The organism is Kitasatospora sp. NPDC002965, assembly GCF_040611255.1.
In the GTDB taxonomy this organism is placed as follows: domain Bacteria; phylum Actinomycetota; class Actinomycetes; order Streptomycetales; family Streptomycetaceae; genus Kitasatospora.
The window spans coordinates 58553-74510 of record NZ_JBEXNT010000023.1 but is presented as its reverse complement, the minus strand read 5'-3'; the positions used below and the strand labels follow the sequence as shown (position 1 = coordinate 74510).

Sequence of the window (15958 nt, the reverse complement as noted above, 5' to 3'; positions counted from 1 at the left end):
GGAAGCGGTTTGGAGCTTCCCTCCGCGGGGGGCGACTCCGAGGGGCCAGAACCCTCATCGCTGTGCAACATCATCCAGTCGCTACCGGCCTACACCGGCAGACCCTTTCCGTTCAGCCGGGCTGACCACCCCGCCGCGTCGTGGAGCTGCTTGAGGATGTCGACCACGAGCGCGGCGACGGTGCGGTAGCCGTCGCTCATCTCCCGCAGGGGGAACGAGCGGGAGCAGGCCCCGCAGCCCGGCCGTTCCGGCGCCAGCACCCGAGGTACAGGAGAGGCCGCACAGTGCGCCATGACGGCACCTTCGATCCGCTGCTGAAAGCCATCGCCTGGGCGGTACTCGCCATCGCCGTCGCCAAGGTGGTCCGGCAGTGGCTGAGCACCTCCTTCTGGCGCCGGCTCAGCGTCGACGTCTGGGGCTGGATCACCGATCGCCCCTGGTGGTCGGCTCTGATCGCCGCCCCGCTCGTGCTGGTTCCCGTCCTGCTCGCCGCCCGCTTCCTCGCCCCGCGCAGGTACGTCCGTTACCTGGACGACGACTTCGACGACGAGGCCCCGGCCGTCCTGAGGTACGGGATGCGCCATCTGGACGTTTTGGAGGCCACGGAGTTCGAGCGGGCGTGCGCCGCCCTGCTCGTCCGCGACGGCTTCACCGGGCTCCAGCACTCGGACCGCGCCGGAGACCTCGGCGCGGACGTCGTCGCCTGGGACCACCTCGGCCGCAAGGTGGTCGTGCAGTGCAAGCACTGCGCCAGACCGGTCGGCTCCCGGGACGTCCAGACCTTCAACGGCACCCCCCGCCCCGAACACCACGCCGACGTACCCGTCATGATCGGACTCAACGGCTTCACCCGAGACGCCCGCGCCTTCGCCGCCCGCCACGACCAATGTCGTCGTACCGCCCGGCGCAACCGGGTCCGGGTCGATGCGGACCACTTCCAGGTCGGAGTTCGACGGCAGAGCCGCCTGGGCCGTCGTCGCGGGGACCAGGGCGGCCATGAAGGCCGCGCCGACCACCAGGCCCAGACGCCCGGTCCTAGTGCGGCGAGCTCTCGTGCGTCACTTCCGCTTCCTTCCTGCAGGGTGGAACGTTCGGGCGAAGTCGTGCGGCTGCGCCCGAAGTCCATCCTCCGTGCGACGGAACACTTCCGCGCGGCCGGCGGTTCGTGGTCACTCCATCGAGCAAGGGGCCGCGCCCGCCGTGGGCCGACGTCCGTCCGGAGCCGGGACACTGCGGCCACCACGGCACCGGTCCCGGCGACCCTGGACTCGGGGCTCCCCGCAGGTCGGCGCAGTACCCGGGCGGCTGCCGGACACCCCACCCGGGACCAGGCGGCCGGGTTCACCTGATCGGGGTGACACGTCGCCGCATCTGGCGGGGCCTGGACCGTCGGGCGGCGGCCGGAGGCCATGCTGGGGTGCCCGCTCCCGGCCGTGCGGCACCGGGCAGGCCGAACCCGCGCGCTCCACGCGCACCTCGCGTTGGCGGTGGGCGGCCGGACCGTCCTTCCCCGGCCCACAGAGGTGAGGAGCAACGTGGAACTCTGGCTGTTGAACCACCTCCCGACCGCCGTCCTCGCGCTGCTCGTGGTCGGCGGTACCGTGCTGCTCGCGGTGGCCGGAAGTGTGCTGGCCATGCGCTGGTTCCCGGCGCTGGCGGACGGCGAGAACAACGACATGGTCGGGGTGGTGCTGGGCATGTTCGGCGCCATCTACGGCATCATCCTGGCCTTCGTGATCGTCAACCTGTGGACCGATCTGCAGGACGCGGGCACGGTCGTCTCCAGCGAGGCCAGTGCGGTCTCACAGATCGTCCGCGATGCCGAGTGCTTCCCTCCCGGCCCGCGGGACGCCGTCCAGGCGGCCGTCGGCGGCTACGTCCACGCGGTGGTCGAGGACCAGTGGCCGCTGATGCGGGCCGGTGACGGCGACTCCGCGGTGACCACCCGATCCGTCGACGCGATGTACCGGGCCCTCGCCGACTACGAGCCGCGGACGAACGCCGAGCAGGCCTTCTACGCCAAGGCCCTGGACAGCCTCAACGAAGTCGCCGCCTACCGCCGTACCAGGATCGCCGACAGCCGCGACCAGCTCCCGGTCCTCCTACAGATGCTGATCTTCGGCGGCGCGGCGGTGATCATGCTGGTCACCCTGCTGTACGGCGTCCGCAGCCGGCGGGCGCGGATCCTGTTCGTCGGGTCGGTGGCCGCGCTCGTCGGTTTCAGCCTGCTGCTGGTGCTCGTCCTCGACCGTCCGTTCTCCGGGGACCTGGACGTCTCCCCGCAGCCGTTCAAGGACAGCGCCCTCGCCCGGTTCTGGTGACCGCACCGGCCGCGACCGTCGGCGGGTCCCTCCGCGACTGCCGTCGGCAGGGCGACGGCCCTGCGTCACGCCGTGCAGGCCGTCGCCCACCTGCACGACCTCGCCCGAACGACGTGAACCGGCGGGTCGGACCGCACTCCCGCCTGCCAACCCGGAGAACCTCCCGCACCGTGCTTCAGGCCCGGATCCTCCCCGCCAGGGGAAGGTGGTCGCTGGCCGTGGCAGGCAGGGTCCAGGTGGTGGCGGACAGGTCGCGGGTCAGGACGCGGTCGATGCGGGCGAGCGGGAAGGCAGCGGGCCAGGTGAAGCCGAAGCCGCTGCGGGCAAGGGTCAGCCGCTCGAGTCGAGCTGCACTCCTGCGCTCGACGATCTTGGTCGGCAGGGTATCCGGAGTGCGTGTCGATCTTGTCCCGAACGACCTGCGGGAGCGGGTGGCTTTACTGCTGCCGCCCGCTCCAGAACGACGCCACCGACACCCCGGGCGACTACGAGTCCCGGACCGGGCGGCGCTTGCCGGCATCATCTACCTGCTGCGGACCGGTGTCGCATGGCGCGATGTCCCCGTGCAGACAGTGGGCCGCTCCGGAGTCACGGCCTGGCGCCGGCTGCGGGACCGGACCGGGCCGACGCCTGGCCTCGCCTGCACGCCGCGCTGCTGACCGAACTGCACCGCGCGGACCTGCTGGACCTGGACGACTGCGCCGTGGACGGCTCTCACGTCCGGGCCCTCAAAGGGGGGACCTTGTCGGCCCCTCGCCCGTCGACCGCGCCCGTCCCGGCTCCGAACACCATGTGATCGTGGATCGTTGCGGCACTCCGCTCGCCGTGACGCGCGCTGAGGGCAATCGCCACAACGTCACCCGGCCAAGGACGGACGGCCCGGCGGGAGGTCCCACCGGGCCGGACCGAGCAGGGCCTCGGGCGCTGCGGGCGCGTCAGCAGCCTTCGGAGATCTCGCGGAAGTTGGCGTAGTGGTCGGCGCTGTACCAGGTCTGCGAGGTGCGCTCGTCGCGGACCAGGCGCTCGGCGTCCCGGTGGGTGGTGGGCTTCGGGCGGGGGTTGACGTCGTACTCGTGGTACGCGCCGCCAGCCGGGAGGTCCCCGCTGCGGTTGCCGTACGGGTTGCTGCCGCGGATGAACTCCGGGCCGGGAATCCGGAAGTCGACCGGGCGGAGGCTGGTGGGCCACTCAAGGCTTTCCCAGATGCGGCAGGCCTGTTCGACCCGCTCCGGGAAGTCCTGGACGGGCAGCGGGGGCTGGATGACCGCCCGGACGACCGGAGCGGCGGCCAGCGCGGGGGCGGCGGGAACGAGCGGGCAGGCCAGGGCGAGGACCAGAGCGGCCTGCGCCAGACGGCGGAGAGTCATGGGGGGGTACCCGATTCCGTGCGGGAACGTGTGCAGGGAAGGCGTACCGCGCGCACGCCCGACACCCCGGCGGCCACGCCGCAGCCACCCCCTCCCCCAACCCGTCCGAGTGAGTCCCGAAGCCCGACAGGGGCGACCGGAAGGACGCCTCCCGCCGGAAGAGGCCGGTCTCCTCGGCCGTCCGCAGGACCGGACGAGGACGGCCGCAAGGCCGAGTGCGGCCCGCTGGGCGACGGCGACTGCCCGACCCGGCAAGGAGAAACGCCTCAGGAGGCCGTCCGGCCGGACGGGCCCTGCGCCTGCCCCGCCGTGCCGACCAGACGGAAGGCCAGGCAGGCCACGGCGGTGTCGTCCCCGACCGTGCTGCCCAGCCGATGCCAGTAGCCGCGGTGGCCCGCGCGCCACTCCTCCAGGGACGCGTCGCCCTCGCCCTCGGCCGCCGCGTGCTCCCAGCCCACCTCGCCGAAGGGCCGCACCTCCACCGCGGTGATCTCGACGACCCCGACCGGCCGGCCGCGGTCGTCCAGCAGGGCCAGCCGCTCGCCGACGTGCTCCAACTCCTCGCCCTGCTCGGCGTACTCCCCGAACAGGCCGGTGGTGGTGGTCTTCGCCCCGCTCAGCACCAGGGAGTTCAGCCAGGTCCGCATCCCGTCCGGAGTGCCCAGCTCAAGGGAGCGCATGCCGTCGATCCGCGGCCACATCGCCGCACCGCCCTCACCCGGCGTCCACCGGCTCGAAAGGGGTTGCCTGCGCCCGAGCGTAGCGGCCCGCCCCCGACCCCGGCTCCCGCCGCCCCGAGCGGACTCCCGTGGGGCGCGTCCCCACCTGACGCGTCGTCACCGCGCGCTGAACACGGCCTCCTCGAAGGCGGCGGACACGGTGAAGCCCAGCCGCTCGCACAGCCCCCGCGCGGTGGCGTGGTCGGCGTGCACGTTGAGCCCGACCGGTCGACGCCGTCCTCGCGCAGCAGGCGGCAACAGCTGCGCGACGCACGCCCCCGCCGCGCCGCGCCCGCGCGCCGGCGGAAGGGTGGCCACGTTGCCGATCACGACCACCCGGTGGAGGCTCTCGGGCCGGCCTTTCACCGCCAGCGGCCTGCCACCGAGTTGATTCGCGCCGATCACCCTGCGCGAGCACCTGCGGGTCCAGGGCTCGCCCCACGGATCGGATGCGGAATCCTCGGGGCTGCCACCGCCGAACGGCGACACGGACGCCCACCCAGAAGAAACGTTTCGTCCCTTTCTGCTCTTCTAGGGTGATGTCATACCAATCACCCGGTACCGCGAGTATCCGTCCCGAAGGGCCCGTCCATGCGCCTTCGTCAGGCCGCCGTCACCACGGTCGGCGTGCTCACTCTCCTCCTGTCCATTCCCACCCCCGCCAGCGCCGCCAGCGGCGCATTCGAGTACCAGCACGGCCGCGGCCTCCCGGGCCTGCTCGTCAATCCCCAGAGCGCGGAATGCATCAACATCCCCGGGGCGACCGAGGATGATCCGGCCTTCGCGCCTTGGAACCTCACCACGTCGACCGCCGTGGCCTTCCTCGAAGCCGACTGCGCGGGTGACGTCTTCCGCACCATGGTGCCGGGCACGAGGCTCGGGAACCGTCTGCATCTCCGGTCCGTCCTCTTCAGCTGACACCGGCTACGGCCCCGGCGGTCGGCCGTTCCCTCCGGAGCGCCCTGGTCGTCGCCCCGGTCGTGCCGTCGGCCGAGGCGTGGCGGTACCGGTGCCGCCACGCCTCGCGCCTGGGCTCGCCCAGGCCACCGGGTCAGTCGGCGGCGGCGACCAGGAGGGTGAGCACGCCCATCCGGCGCTCGATGAGCACCGGTTCGTGGAACTCGACGTGGACCGGGCCGTAGTCAAGGCACGCGTCCTCGGACAGCTCGCCGAGGAGGTAGCGGCTGGTGGCGTTGCGGATCGGGGTGCAGACGTCCGTGGTCAGCCGGGTGTCGAGGCCGACGGGGGTGGCGGCTCCGTCGGCGGCCCAGGAGCGGATGACCGCGGCGGCCGCCAGGGCGTCGAGCGACTCGTACACGGCCGGGGTGATGCGGTCGGACCACCACTGGCCGTGGCGCGGCTCGGTCCAGGTGCCGGCGCCGTCGTAAGTGCCGCTGAACTCCGGGTGGGCGATCAGGGCCGCCAGCCGGCCCGGTCGTCGGGCGGGTCCCCGAGGAGGCGGAAGCGCTTGATGTCCACCCGGCGGTAGCCGTGTCCTTCGCCGTCCGGGAAGGCGAAATCACGGAAGTTGATGAAGGAGCCGTCCCACAAGGTCAGACCATGCTGACGCTGTATGGGGATCGACATAATGATCACTCTGCGTAATGGTTGTTTGCCGAGGCGTCCGGCACCGGAAGCAGCGTGCCGTCGACCGCCACCACCGGGATCGTGCGCCACCGTCCCTGCGGCCCCGTCGTGGCCACCGGGCCACGGACCAGGTCGAACAGCGCCTTCAACGGAGACGCCGACGGGCCTGCCGTAACGCGCTGGTGCTCGGCCCGGCGGACGCGGGGCTCGTCTGGCCGGCACACATCCGGTCGAAGACCTGCCGGCCTCCCGTTCTGTCTCCGGTTTCCGCTCGTCGCGCTGGGGCACCCAGTCGACGGGCTCGGCCGGCCGCGGGTCCAGGACCGCCTAGACCTCGTCCTTGATCTGCGCGGCCGGGACGGGCGCGATGAACTCCACCCCGGACTCCAGCACAGCCGCGATGTTGGAGTGGGACACCGGTTTGAAGTCCGCGACCATCAGGAACTCGTGGGTGCCGGCCATCGCTTTGAGGTCATTCATCGCTGCGACGACCTGGCCGACCTCGGCCGCGGCGCTGAAGACGCGGGAACGCACGGGGATGCCGCCGTCGGCGGACACCGCGAGCCCGGTCTGGACCTGTTCCAGGTCCAGGCGCCGGTCCTTGGGACGCCCGTTGCAGCCGATGAGCGGATACCGCTCGCCCTGGTCCTCGACGGGGCCCCCGACAGCCACCGCCGCGCCATCCGCCGGGCCGGCTTCCCCGACGAACTCGACGCCCGCACCGCACTGCGGCGCTTCAACCAGGGCCTGGCCCTGTGCGTCATCACCGACCCCAGACAGCGCACCGCCGACTACCTGCGGGACTGGCTGGACGAGAAGGGACTCCGCCTCACGCCCACCACCATGGCCCGCTACCGCGCCTACACCGAACAGGACCTGATCCCCGCCCTCGGCGCGATCCCCCTGATCGACCTCACCCGCCAGCACCTGGCCGTGTTCGTCACCACCCAGCTGCGCCGAGGCCGCGGCAAGGTCACCGTCCACCGGATCCTCGCCGCGCTCTCGTGTCCCCATCCTCTGCCGCCGCCGGCTGCGGTGCTGCCCGGGCTGGGCACGGGGACGTGCCGAGCTGCTGGTTCAGCTCGGGGTGGTGGCGATGACGGGGCTGCCGATTCTGCGGCTGCCCCAGGGGTGGTCAGCTGAGCTGAGACGCGGGTGGTCGGCCAAAAGCCGAGCGGGACCGGCCGCGCCCGGTACGGCAGCAGGGCTCGGACCGCGCGTCGCGGTCCGAGCCCTGCCCCGTGCGGTACCGCGCTGCGGCGGCGGTGCGTCAGCCCTGTACGGTGTCGCCGCCGGCCTGCCCGGCGCCCTCAACCGTTCCTGCCTTCTCGCGCATCTTGCGCACCAGTTCCGCCTTCTGGTCGGCTGCACCCTGGCGGTCGAGGTTGCGGTGCGGACCATTGTTCTGCCGTTCGGCGCGGGACTGCCTCTTGCGCTGGCCGCCGCCCATGCCCACGGGGTTGTTAATGTTCTTGCTCACGGTCGCGGGTTCTCCCGGTGGTGAAGTGAAGTGATCTACGGATTCATCGGTGGAGGACGGGCGGCGGCATCGAAGGACGCCGGCAGGGGCCCATCACGCACTCACTCGCAAGTCGGCGTCTGGAAGAACATAACAAAGACGTTACCCGGCTCCGTCGGCCCTGCAGACCAACCTTTTCGCCGCCCCCTCACCTGCCAGGCCTTCGGCGAGCGCCCGGGGCCGGCCGGTTCCTTCCTGGATTCCCAACACCGCCAGCACACGCTGGTCGTCGCCGCCCACCGTGTCCACATGGGCGTTGCCGGGCCGCGGGGCGTTGCCGGTGGTCGCGAGCACACCGATGGCACGAGAGGTCATCTCACTTGCGTCCCGCCGCTGCGGGACGACCCTTGGCTCGGGCAGCGGCGATTCACCTGCCGGTTTCCGGTCCCGTGTCCTCTCGGCCACGCGGTGGGCAGCGCCCGTGGGGAGAGGACACGGAATCCGAGGTCCCACACCGCCTGCCGGTCGGCCGGGACACCCTTCGCTGCCACTCGCCAGCCCGGGCGGATCAAGTTCGGCGACCCACCGGATGCGGATGGTGATCTTCCGGGCGGTGTGCAGGGTGTACCGGCAGTGCGGGTGCCGGGACGAGGGCGGGAGACCTGTTCGAGGTCCTGCCCGGTACCGGCATGCGCCGCGGTGAGTTCCTGACACCCGCACTGGTCGGACATCCACCTCATGGACCGCAAGCTGTTCGTCCGCTGGACCCTGTCCGCATGGACAACGGCGACCTCCACTTCGACCAGCCGAAGACCGAGGCCGGCCACGCCTGGATCAGCCTCTCCCCCTGGGTCACGGCCGCTCTCCACCGCCAAGCCGCAATCCAGATGAACGCCCACCCGACGGGCCGGTTGGAAGGCCTGGTCCTCGCCCACGCGGACGGGTCACCCCTGCGGCCCCAGTGGGTCCTCGACCAGCTCAGCAAACGCACCGCCGAGCTGGGCCTGCCCCGGATCGGGCTGCACGACCTACGGCACACGGCTGCCGGCATCATGGCCCCGGGCACAACCCGGCCCTGTTGTCGCCACGCTCCAGGATGTCCTCTGGTGCGTCGCGGGACGGCGGGGACCTCCTCGACCTGATCGAGAAGGTCGACCGGCAGACGGTGCAGCAGTTGGGCGGCGAGTTCGGCGTCCAGGCGCTCGGCGTCCCCGGGGAAGCCGTGGTCGGCGCGCAGCGCGGCCCGCAGTTCCTGCGCCGTGTCCATCGGCGGCCACCCGAGACGATCAATCCCCGCGCCCGCGTTCGGCAGGCCTGGCGCTCGTCCCCACCACCCTCTCCCTGATCCCGGGCCCCGGCAACAGGCCCTGCTGCCCTCGACGGTATCCACCCGCACCGACACGGCCCGGCCCGGCCCGGCCCGGCCCGCCGGGACGGTGACGGTCGATCCTGTGGTGCGCTCAGGAGAAGAGGACGGAGCGGAGGTGCAGCCGGTTGCCAAGCTTCGCGCCCGGCTTCATCACGCGGTACACGTCGCCCCTGCAGCCGGACTCGAGGAACACCACGGCCGTCGAGGTGGTGAAGTTCTCGGGTGCGAAGGCCGGGTCCTCATCGGTCGCCCCGGGCAGGTCGATGCACTTTTCGCTCTCCGGGTCGACGAGCCCGGCCGGAGCACCGCGGCCGACCTTGTAGAGGAAGTCGCCGGTGGCGGCGCTCGCGGGGGTGGGGAAGGCCAGGGCGAAGGGGAGCAGGCCGGTGGCGGCGATGATGGCCGCCCGACGGATGCGCATGAGGGGTCTCCCGTCGAAGATCACGCCAGGTCGCTTGGAGTGTACAACCGATGGCGCTGGGTATTCGCTCACTGCGGCGTCGAGTCGCGGCGGGATGCCCCGCCCGGTCCCGCGGCTGCCGTGCTGCCCCGCCCCGCCGGGGCAACCGGCCACTCCTTGGAACCCAACACCGAAGGCTGGCACCGCGAGGAGGAGCGCAAGGCCTTCGCCAAGGTCCCGGACGCGATCGCCAAACCGAACCTCCCCAGCGGCGGCTCGATGGTCGTCTCCTGCAGTCGCCTGCTCGAATCCCCCCACCAGGTCGGACGCGTCCTCCACCACCTCGACAGCCCCGAACTCACCGAGCGCGCCCTCGCCCAGACCTCCGCCGAACTCGCCGCCGTGGAGGGCGCCGACCTCGGCGACCTGGCCGGACGCGCGCAGCAGGCCGTCCTACTCAGTCGCGAGGACGCCTCCCCCGTCCGGATCGTCGCCGCCGACCGACTGCTGGAGCAGAACCCGTCCGGGTCGGTGGAGCTCTTCTCGGCCGTCGACCCGACCGCGGCGGCCGTCGCGGCGGCGCACTGGCTGGCCACCGCGCCCGAGGTCACCGCAGAGGCCTCCGGCGACGACCCCGCCCAGGTGGTTCTGGAAGCCGACAACATCGAGGCCCTCCCCCACGAGACCCCCACCCTCGTCCTCGGCCTCATCAAGGACGGTGCCACCCCGGACGACGTCGTCACCGGCCTCGTCCGTCACGCCATGCACGTCGCCGACGGTCTCCTCCCCGACCCCGCCGGCCTACGCGAACAACTCGAGAACCTTGAGGACGCCCTCACCGAATACGCCGACGAGGAGGCCGACCCGGAGGACACCGGCCTTCGCCTCACCCTCCTCGACCCCAAGCTCCCGCCCGCGACCTCCTCGAAGACCTCCTCACCGGCATCCACGACTGGTGGCCCCTCCACAGCGAGTACGACGACCTCGACACGGACGAAGACCTCGGCGACGCCGAGGACTGGGACGACGAACAGGCCGAGGAGCACCAGAGGCGCAGCCGGGACCGCTTCGCGCAGCTCCTTCGCGACGCCGCCGCCGCGAACGGCGTCCGTCTCCTCTGACCGAGCCCCGGGCGGCAGCACACCCGGCGAAACCCGGCTGACCTGCGGTTCTCCCTTCGCCGCCGGCCAAGAGAGAACCGCAGGTCAGCCAGTATTCTCGTGGCCGGCTGGTCGCACGGTGATCGCCTCGCGGGCGCACACGGGAAGGGAAAGATCCGTGCGCTCGCCCCTTCGAGGCGATCACCACTCCGCCCCGTCGACGGCCACCGCCGCACCGTCCGCCGCGCCGGCTTCCCCGACGAGATCGACGCCCGCACCGCGCTGCGGCATCTGGTTCGACGAGAAGGAGCCGCGCCTCAAGCCCACCACCATGGCCCGCTACCGCGCCTACGCCGAACAGGGCCTGATTCCCGCCCTCGGCACGATCCCGCTGGTCGACCTCACCCACCAGCACCTGCAGGCCTTCGTCACCACGCAACTGCGCCGGGGCCGCGGCAAGGTCACCGTCTACCGGATCCTGGCCACCCTCTCCAACACCCTCTCCAACACCCTGTCCACCGCCGTCCACGACGGCCGGCTCGCCCGCAACCCCACCAAACGCCTCAGCCCCCAGGCGCCTGCGGACCGAGGAGCAGACCGCCCGCTTCCTGCGCTTCACCCACGTCACCGACCCCCTCTACGCCGACCTCGCCGTCCTCGGCCGACCCAGCTGTCGGGCCCGGCCCCCTGGCACCAGAACCCACGCCCCCACCAGCAACTGCCCGCCCACCAGCAGCCCCGAACAGCCGAGCCGTCAGCGCCCTGGCCGATGTGGCCCGGCGACCACAATGCGACCACCAGCTGACGCCACAACAAGAAGAGCCGGCACTCGGTTTCCCAAGTACCGGCTCTCACAACCGACATCACTGTCGGGACGACAGGATTTGAACCTGCGACCCCTTGACCCCCAGTTAGGAAGGGTTTCCCCTTTCCTGCCAAAAATGCGCCCGGCTGCGCATCGTACGCGCGCAAACAAATGCACTGCGCGCACCTCGTGCAGCTACGCGCGGGACGTGTGGTCCCCAGCTGGTCCCCAGGTCAGGGGGCTGATAGAGGGTCTGGGTGGCGCTCATGTGTTCAGGGTAGCGCCACTCTGACGACAGATCCAGCAATTACACCAGGGCGCCGAGAGAACCTCCATCCGCCGTCGTCGAGAGAAGTCGAACCAGCTCAGCCGAAGGCTGGGTTGGAATTGCCTCAAAAGACTCCGAATTCACCGCGATCTCGGGATGACCTCTCAACCAATGGCCGTCACGGTGGCCCTTCCAGGGACAGGTTTCGCGCTCGGCGCCACCGCGCAGTGGGCGCCCCAGGTTGTGCAAGCCCCACAACGCACGGCTGCCCATCGGACTGCCCACTCCTGTTGACAACCGCTTCTCCGGACTGCGTGCCGAGGAGTCCCGGCGCTGCGTGATCAGGCTGGCCTACCCATTGGCCGCGAATCGTGATCAGCCTGGCGGTGTGTCGTTGGGCGCGCGTCCCGGCTGGTCGATCTTGCCGTGCTCCACGCCCTGCTCCGTACGCTCTGCCGACACGCTCACACTCCCGGCAACCCTGGAGGGGTCATCACCACTTGGTTCGAGGAGGAATCCATGGCGCAGCGTCTCCAGCGTGGTCGCGTGTACCGCCGGTGCGGGTGTCAGGACGGGAACAGGAAGCAGTTGGGTTCGTGGTGTCCGCGGCTGGCCGCCGATACCGCGCATGGCCGGTGGACGTACGCGGTGGACCTGGCCCGGGAGGACGGCAAGCGCCGGACTCGGCGGCGGGGCGGGTTCGCCAGCCGGGCGGAGGCGGCCCGGGAGATGGCGCGGGTGCTGGATGCCGAGTACCGGGGCGTGTACGAGGACCGGACGCTGCGCGTCGGGCTGTTCCTGTACGAGTGGCTGGAGGCGAAGCGGCCGGCGCTGGCGCCGAACACCTGGGCGGGCTACCGGGCGTGCATCGAGCGCGACCTGGTGCCTGCGCTCGGCGGTACGCTGCTCGTCGACCTGCGGCCCAAGCACATCGATGCCTGGGTGAGCAGGCAGCTCGCCGCCGGCCGCGGGCGCACCACCGTGCACCACGCGGTGGCCATGCTGCGCAACGCCCTGAACCACGCGGTGCGGACGTGGCGGCTGCGCTACAACCCGGCCAAGTACTCCGTGCCGCCCAAGCCCCGTGCCGTGGTGCGCACCTGCTGGGCCCCGGACCAGGCCGCAGCCTTCCTGCGGCACAACGCCGAGCACTACGCCGACCACCTCACCGACCTGTTCGAGGTCATGCTCGGCACCGGCATGCGCCGCGGCGAGATCCTCGCCCTGCACTGGTCCGACGTCCACCTCATGGACCGGAAGCTCTACGTCCGCTGGACACTGACCGCCGTGAACAACGGGAAGATCCACCTCGGCGAGCCCAAGACCGAGGCCAGCCGCGCCTGGGTCAGCCTCGCCCCCAGAGCCATGGCCGCCCTCCACCGCCAGGCCGACCTCCAGATGGCCGCCCACCCCGACAGCCGCCTCGAAGGTCTGGTCTTCGCCCGCCCGGACGGCTCGCCGCTCCGCCCGCAGTGGGTGCTGGACCAGCTCCGCAAGCGCACTGCCGAACTCGGCCTCCCCGTCATCGGCCTGCACGACCTGCGCCACACCGCCGCCAGCATCATGATCGCCGTCGGCATCCCCCTCGCCATCGTCTCCAAGACCCTGCGCCACGCCAACCTCGCCATCACCGCCGATCTCTACGGCCACCTCCTCAAGGACTCCGCCGATGACGCCGTCAAAGCGCTCTCCGCCGCACTCGACCGCGCCGACGCCCACCACGAAGACAGCGTCGCCACGACCGTCCTGGTCGCCCGTCTGGCCGCGTAGATCCGGAGACGCGGACCCAGCAGCACCGACGAGTACCTGAAGTCGTTCGCACATCCGGCCAGCGTCGGGCAGACGAGCCGATCCGGGTTCCTGAGCCGCCGGACTGGGTCGTTCCCGGGCACGCATAGCGGATCTTGGTCAGCTGCCAGGTAGGGCTTCGGGCCCAGGGTCGATGTCGAGGAAGCGGTAATCGGTCGCACGGGTGCGGCTCATCGCGTCGAACGTGCGGCGTTGCTCGACGACGAAACGGACTTGGTCTCCCAGCGCGAGACGCATGGCGAAGAGCTGGTCAGGGTCGTCGAACTTCACGTCCCAGGCAGGTGACTTCTTCGACAGGCCGGCTTTGATCCGTACCACTCCGGAGCTGCGCAGTTCGGTGATCCGGCCGGACAGGCGCTGTACGTCGACGGCGGTGTGGGTCTCGCGCAGGCGGGCTACGTAGGCCCGGCCGCGGGCTGTCAGGGTGGCGGCGCGAACGGCGCCGTCGGACGCGAGCCATTTCAGGCCCATACCGAGGTCGAACCTGTCGAGGGCTTTGACGACGGCGTCGACCGGGTCGAGGATCTCGCTCCAGGCCCGGACGTCCTGCTCGTCTTCGAGGGCGCGCAGCAGGTTGACGAGTTCGCGTACCCCGGCGTCGGCCGGTGAGATGGCCAGCGACAGTCTGTCGAAATCCGGTTCGGGATCGGGTGCTGGCCGGGGCCGTACGTGCATGACGGTGCTGCCACGGGAAAAGCCCGTCAGCTCCAGGGCGACCTGGCGGTGAGCTGCCGCCGAGACGCTGTCCTGGAGCGGACGTAGCAGGGCGTTGCCCCAGTCGAACTGCAGGGCCCCGGCGGCGGCGTTCTCGCCAGTGAGGCGGATCTGGAGTTCTTCGTCCGCTCGGGCGTGGGGGTCGTAGCGCAGGAGGTAGTCGAGGTTGGCTCGGCGCAGGTCGCTTTCTACGAGGTCGTCGTCGCGGTCCTCCGCGCCTACCTCGTGCAGTCGGCGGGCGGTGCTTTCGCCGTGGAGTCGGCGCATCTGCTCTCGCCAATCGGCCGTCACAGTGTCACCTCCACGTAGCCTCGGACCGGCGCGGCGCTCTGCACGCTCGGTTCCCCCTCACCCGGCAGGCGGCATCGCTGCCACCAGTCGTCCCAGCGGCCGCGGTCGCGGAAGTACTCCAGCTCCTCGGCCGTGAGGTCCTGGGGCTGGAACATCTTGGCCACCGGCACGTACGAGATCCGCAGAGGAGCGACGCCGTACCGGTCCTGCATAGCCTTCCAGCTCTTGAAGGCAGTCGTCAGCCATTTCGAGCCGGGGTTGCCCCGGATGGCCCGCTCGGCGTCGGGGTTCATCAGCAGTGTGGCGTCTACGTTGTGAGGGTCCTGCTTGGCACTGACGAAGCTGCCTCCCAGCCAGACGCTGTGGATGAGTTCACGGCCCTGCAACAGAGGCGCGAACTGCTGCTCCAGATGGATGAACTGGTAGAGGTACTCCTGAAATCCCTGCCAGACCTGGGCTCGGGTCGTGGAGGTCTGGAACCGCTCCGCGTGGACGAAGACGTCAGCGGCCTGCGTGATGGTCAGTCGGTAGCGGCCAGGAGGCAGGTACCCGTGATCGTTGAAGTCTGGCAGCACAGGCCCCCCTCACCGTTCGTCCACGGTGACCCTAGCGGCAGATCGGCTGACCGTGGCCCTTGTGTAGGGAGATCTTGCAGAAGCGTGACCTCGCGAACCTGCGACCGTGGGCCGTCCGCTCAATCGCTTGCAGCCGGTCGCTACGAAAGGGCTGGAATTGGCACTTCTCATCGGTGCCCTGGTGGTCAGGCACGCCGTCCCGGGGCGCGGTCGATGTCGAGGACGTCGTAGAGGTGCTGGCCGGCACCCCAGCGGGCAAGGCGCTCGCGGTCGACGAGGTGCAGTCGCTGCTGAGTGGCGAAGGCCGCCGCAGGGTCGGTGAAGCCGTTGAGCGCTACGACGATCGGGACCGCTGCGCCGTGCACTGGCCGGGCAGTGCCGTTGAATCGCTGCACCGCCTCCGAATTCACTGGGGCCGCGTACCGCTTGCACTGCAGGACCACGCGCCGGCCCAGGTGGTCGTTGGCGATGACGTCAGCGCCGAGGTCTCCGGCTCTGCCGACCCGTTCGGTGTTGGTGAAGCCGTCGCGCTCCAGTAGTTCGCGGCACATCTCCTCGAAGCGGAGCGGCGTGGCGGCCTGGAACGCCTCCAGGGTGTAGCCGAAGGGGCGACGTGCGTACGAGGCGACGGGTTCAGGCGGTGCTGTCGGCCGCATCGGTCGATGGGCCCACTGGTCGACGCGCTCGGTGAGGGTCGTTCGGGCAAGGGAGAGGCGTGCGGCGATGCCGGTGCGGAGCAGGGCCCACAGCGGGTGCAGGAACTGGCGCACAAGCGGGCCGAGGGCTGTGTGCCGAAGTGTGGCACGCAGGCCGAGGAGCGCTACGGCGGTGCCTGCGAGTGTCGCCGCCGCGGCGAGGGGATGTCCCCATAACCAGGCTGTGGTCTGTACGACGACGCCGAGCACAACGAGCCCGGCTAGAAGCGCGAGCCCGCTGCCATCACCGCCGGCGGCGTCCGCGCTCAGCTCGCCGTTCTGGGAGGTTCCGTCATCGGACGCCATGCCAGTCTTCGCCCCCTTGTGTATGACGAGAGAGTAGGGCTTCTCCCACTTCGACGGCCCGTGCTTTGAGTAAATCCCCAGGTGGGGCGGCGTTTGGCAACTTCTGCGGGGCGGGCACCGGACGGGCGGCTGGTCCGCGAGCGTGTCGGTCGGCTTCACGCACGGCCTCGGCT

The 15958-nt window shown here is 70.9% G+C and carries 19 protein-coding genes and 1 pseudogene; 8 read left to right on the top strand and 12 right to left on the bottom strand.

The annotated features are described in order from the left end of the window. Positions 1 to 89: 89 nt before the first annotated feature. A complete protein-coding gene (locus tag ABZY91_RS12825; protein ID WP_355401993.1) occupies positions 90 to 293 on the bottom strand; it encodes a hypothetical protein in 204 nt (67 codons plus the stop codon). Here ABZY91_RS12825 and ABZY91_RS12820 point away from each other — a divergent pair. The 3 genes and pseudogenes from ABZY91_RS12820 to ABZY91_RS12810 form a co-directional block, all read left to right on the top strand. Then, positions 285 to 1349, top strand: coding sequence for a restriction endonuclease (locus tag ABZY91_RS12820; protein ID WP_355401991.1), 1065 nt, complete (start codon positions 285 to 287; stop codon positions 1347 to 1349). The two genes, ABZY91_RS12825 and ABZY91_RS12820, sit on opposite strands and share 9 nt — an antisense overlap. A gap of 186 nt (positions 1350 to 1535) precedes the next feature. Next, positions 1536 to 2321 carry a DUF4239 domain-containing protein gene (locus tag ABZY91_RS12815; protein ID WP_355401989.1) on the top strand — a complete coding sequence of 262 codons (786 nt, stop codon included), beginning with the start codon at positions 1536 to 1538 and terminating at the stop codon, positions 2319 to 2321. A 392-nt stretch (positions 2322 to 2713) separates the two neighbouring features. After that, positions 2714 to 3185, top strand: a pseudogene (locus tag ABZY91_RS12810) (transposase); the annotation flags it as partial. 71 nt (positions 3186 to 3256) lie between these two features. Here the strand turns inward: ABZY91_RS12810 and ABZY91_RS12805 are convergent. The 3 genes from ABZY91_RS12805 to ABZY91_RS12795 all read right to left on the bottom strand — a co-directional run bounded on the left by ABZY91_RS12805 (position 3257) and on the right by ABZY91_RS12795 (position 4896). Further along, positions 3257 to 3688, bottom strand: coding sequence for a ribonuclease domain-containing protein (locus ABZY91_RS12805; protein WP_355401987.1), 432 nt, complete (start codon positions 3686 to 3688; stop codon positions 3257 to 3259). Between the two features lie 266 nt (positions 3689 to 3954). Next, positions 3955 to 4368: an ASCH domain-containing protein gene (locus ABZY91_RS12800; protein ID WP_355401985.1), complete on the bottom strand. Its 414-nt coding sequence runs from the start codon at positions 4366 to 4368 to the stop codon at positions 3955 to 3957. Positions 4369 to 4524: 156 nt separating this feature from the next. Then, the gene (locus tag ABZY91_RS12795) at positions 4525 to 4896 is read right to left on the bottom strand and encodes a GNAT family N-acetyltransferase (protein WP_355401983.1); all 372 of its coding nucleotides are present in this window, start codon (positions 4894 to 4896) and stop codon (positions 4525 to 4527) included. A 102-nt stretch (positions 4897 to 4998) separates the two neighbouring features. Between ABZY91_RS12795 and ABZY91_RS12790 the strand changes: the two genes are divergently transcribed. After that, entirely contained in the window at positions 4999 to 5325 is a 327-nt protein-coding gene (locus ABZY91_RS12790; protein WP_355401981.1) for a hypothetical protein, read from the top strand. A 133-nt stretch (positions 5326 to 5458) separates the two neighbouring features. Here ABZY91_RS12790 and ABZY91_RS12785 read toward each other — a convergent pair whose 3' ends face one another. The 3 genes from ABZY91_RS12785 to ABZY91_RS12775 form a co-directional block, all read right to left on the bottom strand. Continuing rightward, positions 5459 to 5725, bottom strand: coding sequence for a hypothetical protein (locus tag ABZY91_RS12785; protein WP_355401979.1), 267 nt, complete (start codon positions 5723 to 5725; stop codon positions 5459 to 5461). Positions 5726 to 5820: 95 nt separating this feature from the next. Further along, on the bottom strand, positions 5821 to 5994 hold the full coding sequence (locus ABZY91_RS12780; protein WP_355401977.1) for a hypothetical protein: 174 nt from the start codon (positions 5992 to 5994) through the stop codon (positions 5821 to 5823). A gap of 327 nt (positions 5995 to 6321) precedes the next feature. Continuing rightward, positions 6322 to 6456 carry a hypothetical protein gene (locus ABZY91_RS12775; protein WP_355401975.1) on the bottom strand — a complete coding sequence of 45 codons (135 nt, stop codon included), beginning with the start codon at positions 6454 to 6456 and terminating at the stop codon, positions 6322 to 6324. Here ABZY91_RS12775 and ABZY91_RS12770 point away from each other — a divergent pair. Continuing rightward, positions 6442 to 7137, top strand: a complete 696-nt coding sequence (locus ABZY91_RS12770) for a hypothetical protein (RefSeq protein ID WP_355401974.1) — start codon at positions 6442 to 6444, stop codon at positions 7135 to 7137. The two genes, ABZY91_RS12775 and ABZY91_RS12770, sit on opposite strands and share 15 nt — an antisense overlap. 127 nt (positions 7138 to 7264) lie before the next feature. Here the strand turns inward: ABZY91_RS12770 and ABZY91_RS12765 are convergent, their stop codons facing one another. Then, the gene (locus ABZY91_RS12765; RefSeq protein WP_355401972.1) at positions 7265 to 7474 is read right to left on the bottom strand and encodes a DUF6243 family protein; all 210 of its coding nucleotides are present in this window, start codon (positions 7472 to 7474) and stop codon (positions 7265 to 7267) included. Positions 7475 to 8549: 1075 nt separating this feature from the next. Between ABZY91_RS12765 and ABZY91_RS12760 the strand changes: the two genes are divergently transcribed. Then, the gene (locus ABZY91_RS12760) at positions 8550 to 8798 is read left to right on the top strand and encodes a hypothetical protein (protein WP_355401970.1); all 249 of its coding nucleotides are present in this window, start codon (positions 8550 to 8552) and stop codon (positions 8796 to 8798) included. 115 nt (positions 8799 to 8913) lie between these two features. Here ABZY91_RS12760 and ABZY91_RS12755 read toward each other — a convergent pair whose 3' ends face one another. Further along, positions 8914 to 9243, bottom strand: coding sequence for a hypothetical protein (locus ABZY91_RS12755; RefSeq protein WP_355401968.1), 330 nt, complete (start codon positions 9241 to 9243; stop codon positions 8914 to 8916). Between the two features lie 156 nt (positions 9244 to 9399). Between ABZY91_RS12755 and ABZY91_RS12750 the strand changes: the two genes are divergently transcribed. Then, positions 9400 to 11127 (top strand): N-terminal phage integrase SAM-like domain-containing protein, encoded by a 1728-nt coding sequence (locus tag ABZY91_RS12750; protein WP_355401966.1) that lies wholly within the window; start codon positions 9400 to 9402, stop codon positions 11125 to 11127. Between the two features lie 787 nt (positions 11128 to 11914). Further along, on the top strand, positions 11915 to 13165 hold the full coding sequence (locus tag ABZY91_RS12745) for a site-specific integrase (RefSeq protein WP_355401964.1): 1251 nt from the start codon (positions 11915 to 11917) through the stop codon (positions 13163 to 13165). A 138-nt stretch (positions 13166 to 13303) separates the two neighbouring features. Here the strand turns inward: ABZY91_RS12745 and ABZY91_RS12740 are convergent, their stop codons facing one another. The 3 genes from ABZY91_RS12740 to ABZY91_RS12730 form a co-directional block, all read right to left on the bottom strand. Then, entirely contained in the window at positions 13304 to 14209 is a 906-nt protein-coding gene (locus ABZY91_RS12740) for a hypothetical protein (RefSeq protein ID WP_355401962.1), read from the bottom strand. Next, the gene (locus ABZY91_RS12735; protein ID WP_355401960.1) at positions 14206 to 14784 is read right to left on the bottom strand and encodes a hypothetical protein; all 579 of its coding nucleotides are present in this window, start codon (positions 14782 to 14784) and stop codon (positions 14206 to 14208) included. Before ABZY91_RS12735 ends, ABZY91_RS12740 begins: the two co-directional genes overlap by 4 nt. Before the next feature lie 185 nt (positions 14785 to 14969). Further along, a complete protein-coding gene (locus ABZY91_RS12730) occupies positions 14970 to 15785 on the bottom strand; it encodes a restriction endonuclease (protein ID WP_355401958.1) in 816 nt (271 codons plus the stop codon). Positions 15786 to 15958 lie beyond the last annotated feature (173 nt).

Bases quoted from the DNA above. Each gene is read 5' to 3' on its own strand.
- ABZY91_RS12825 (WP_355401993.1), bottom strand. From the start codon at position 293: ATGGCGCACTGTGCGGCCTCTCCTGTACCTCGGGTGCTGGCGCCGGAA.
- ABZY91_RS12805 (WP_355401987.1), bottom strand. From the start codon at position 3,688: ATGACTCTCCGCCGTCTGGCGCAGGCCGCTCTGGTCCTCGCCCTGGCC.
- ABZY91_RS12800 (WP_355401985.1), bottom strand. From the start codon at position 4,368: ATGCGCTCCCTTGAGCTGGGCACTCCGGACGGGATGCGGACCTGGCTG.
- ABZY91_RS12790 (WP_355401981.1), top strand. From the start codon at position 4,999: ATGCGCCTTCGTCAGGCCGCCGTCACCACGGTCGGCGTGCTCACTCTC.
- ABZY91_RS12780 (WP_355401977.1), bottom strand. From the start codon at position 5,994: ATGTCGATCCCCATACAGCGTCAGCATGGTCTGACCTTGTGGGACGGC.
- ABZY91_RS12775 (WP_355401975.1), bottom strand. From the start codon at position 6,456: ATGGCCGGCACCCACGAGTTCCTGATGGTCGCGGACTTCAAACCGGTG.
- ABZY91_RS12760 (WP_355401970.1), top strand. From the start codon at position 8,550: ATGTCCTCTGGTGCGTCGCGGGACGGCGGGGACCTCCTCGACCTGATC.
- ABZY91_RS12755 (WP_355401968.1), bottom strand. From the start codon at position 9,243: ATGCGCATCCGTCGGGCGGCCATCATCGCCGCCACCGGCCTGCTCCCC.
- ABZY91_RS12745 (WP_355401964.1), top strand. From the start codon at position 11,915: ATGGCGCAGCGTCTCCAGCGTGGTCGCGTGTACCGCCGGTGCGGGTGT.
- ABZY91_RS12730 (WP_355401958.1), bottom strand. From the start codon at position 15,785: ATGGCGTCCGATGACGGAACCTCCCAGAACGGCGAGCTGAGCGCGGAC.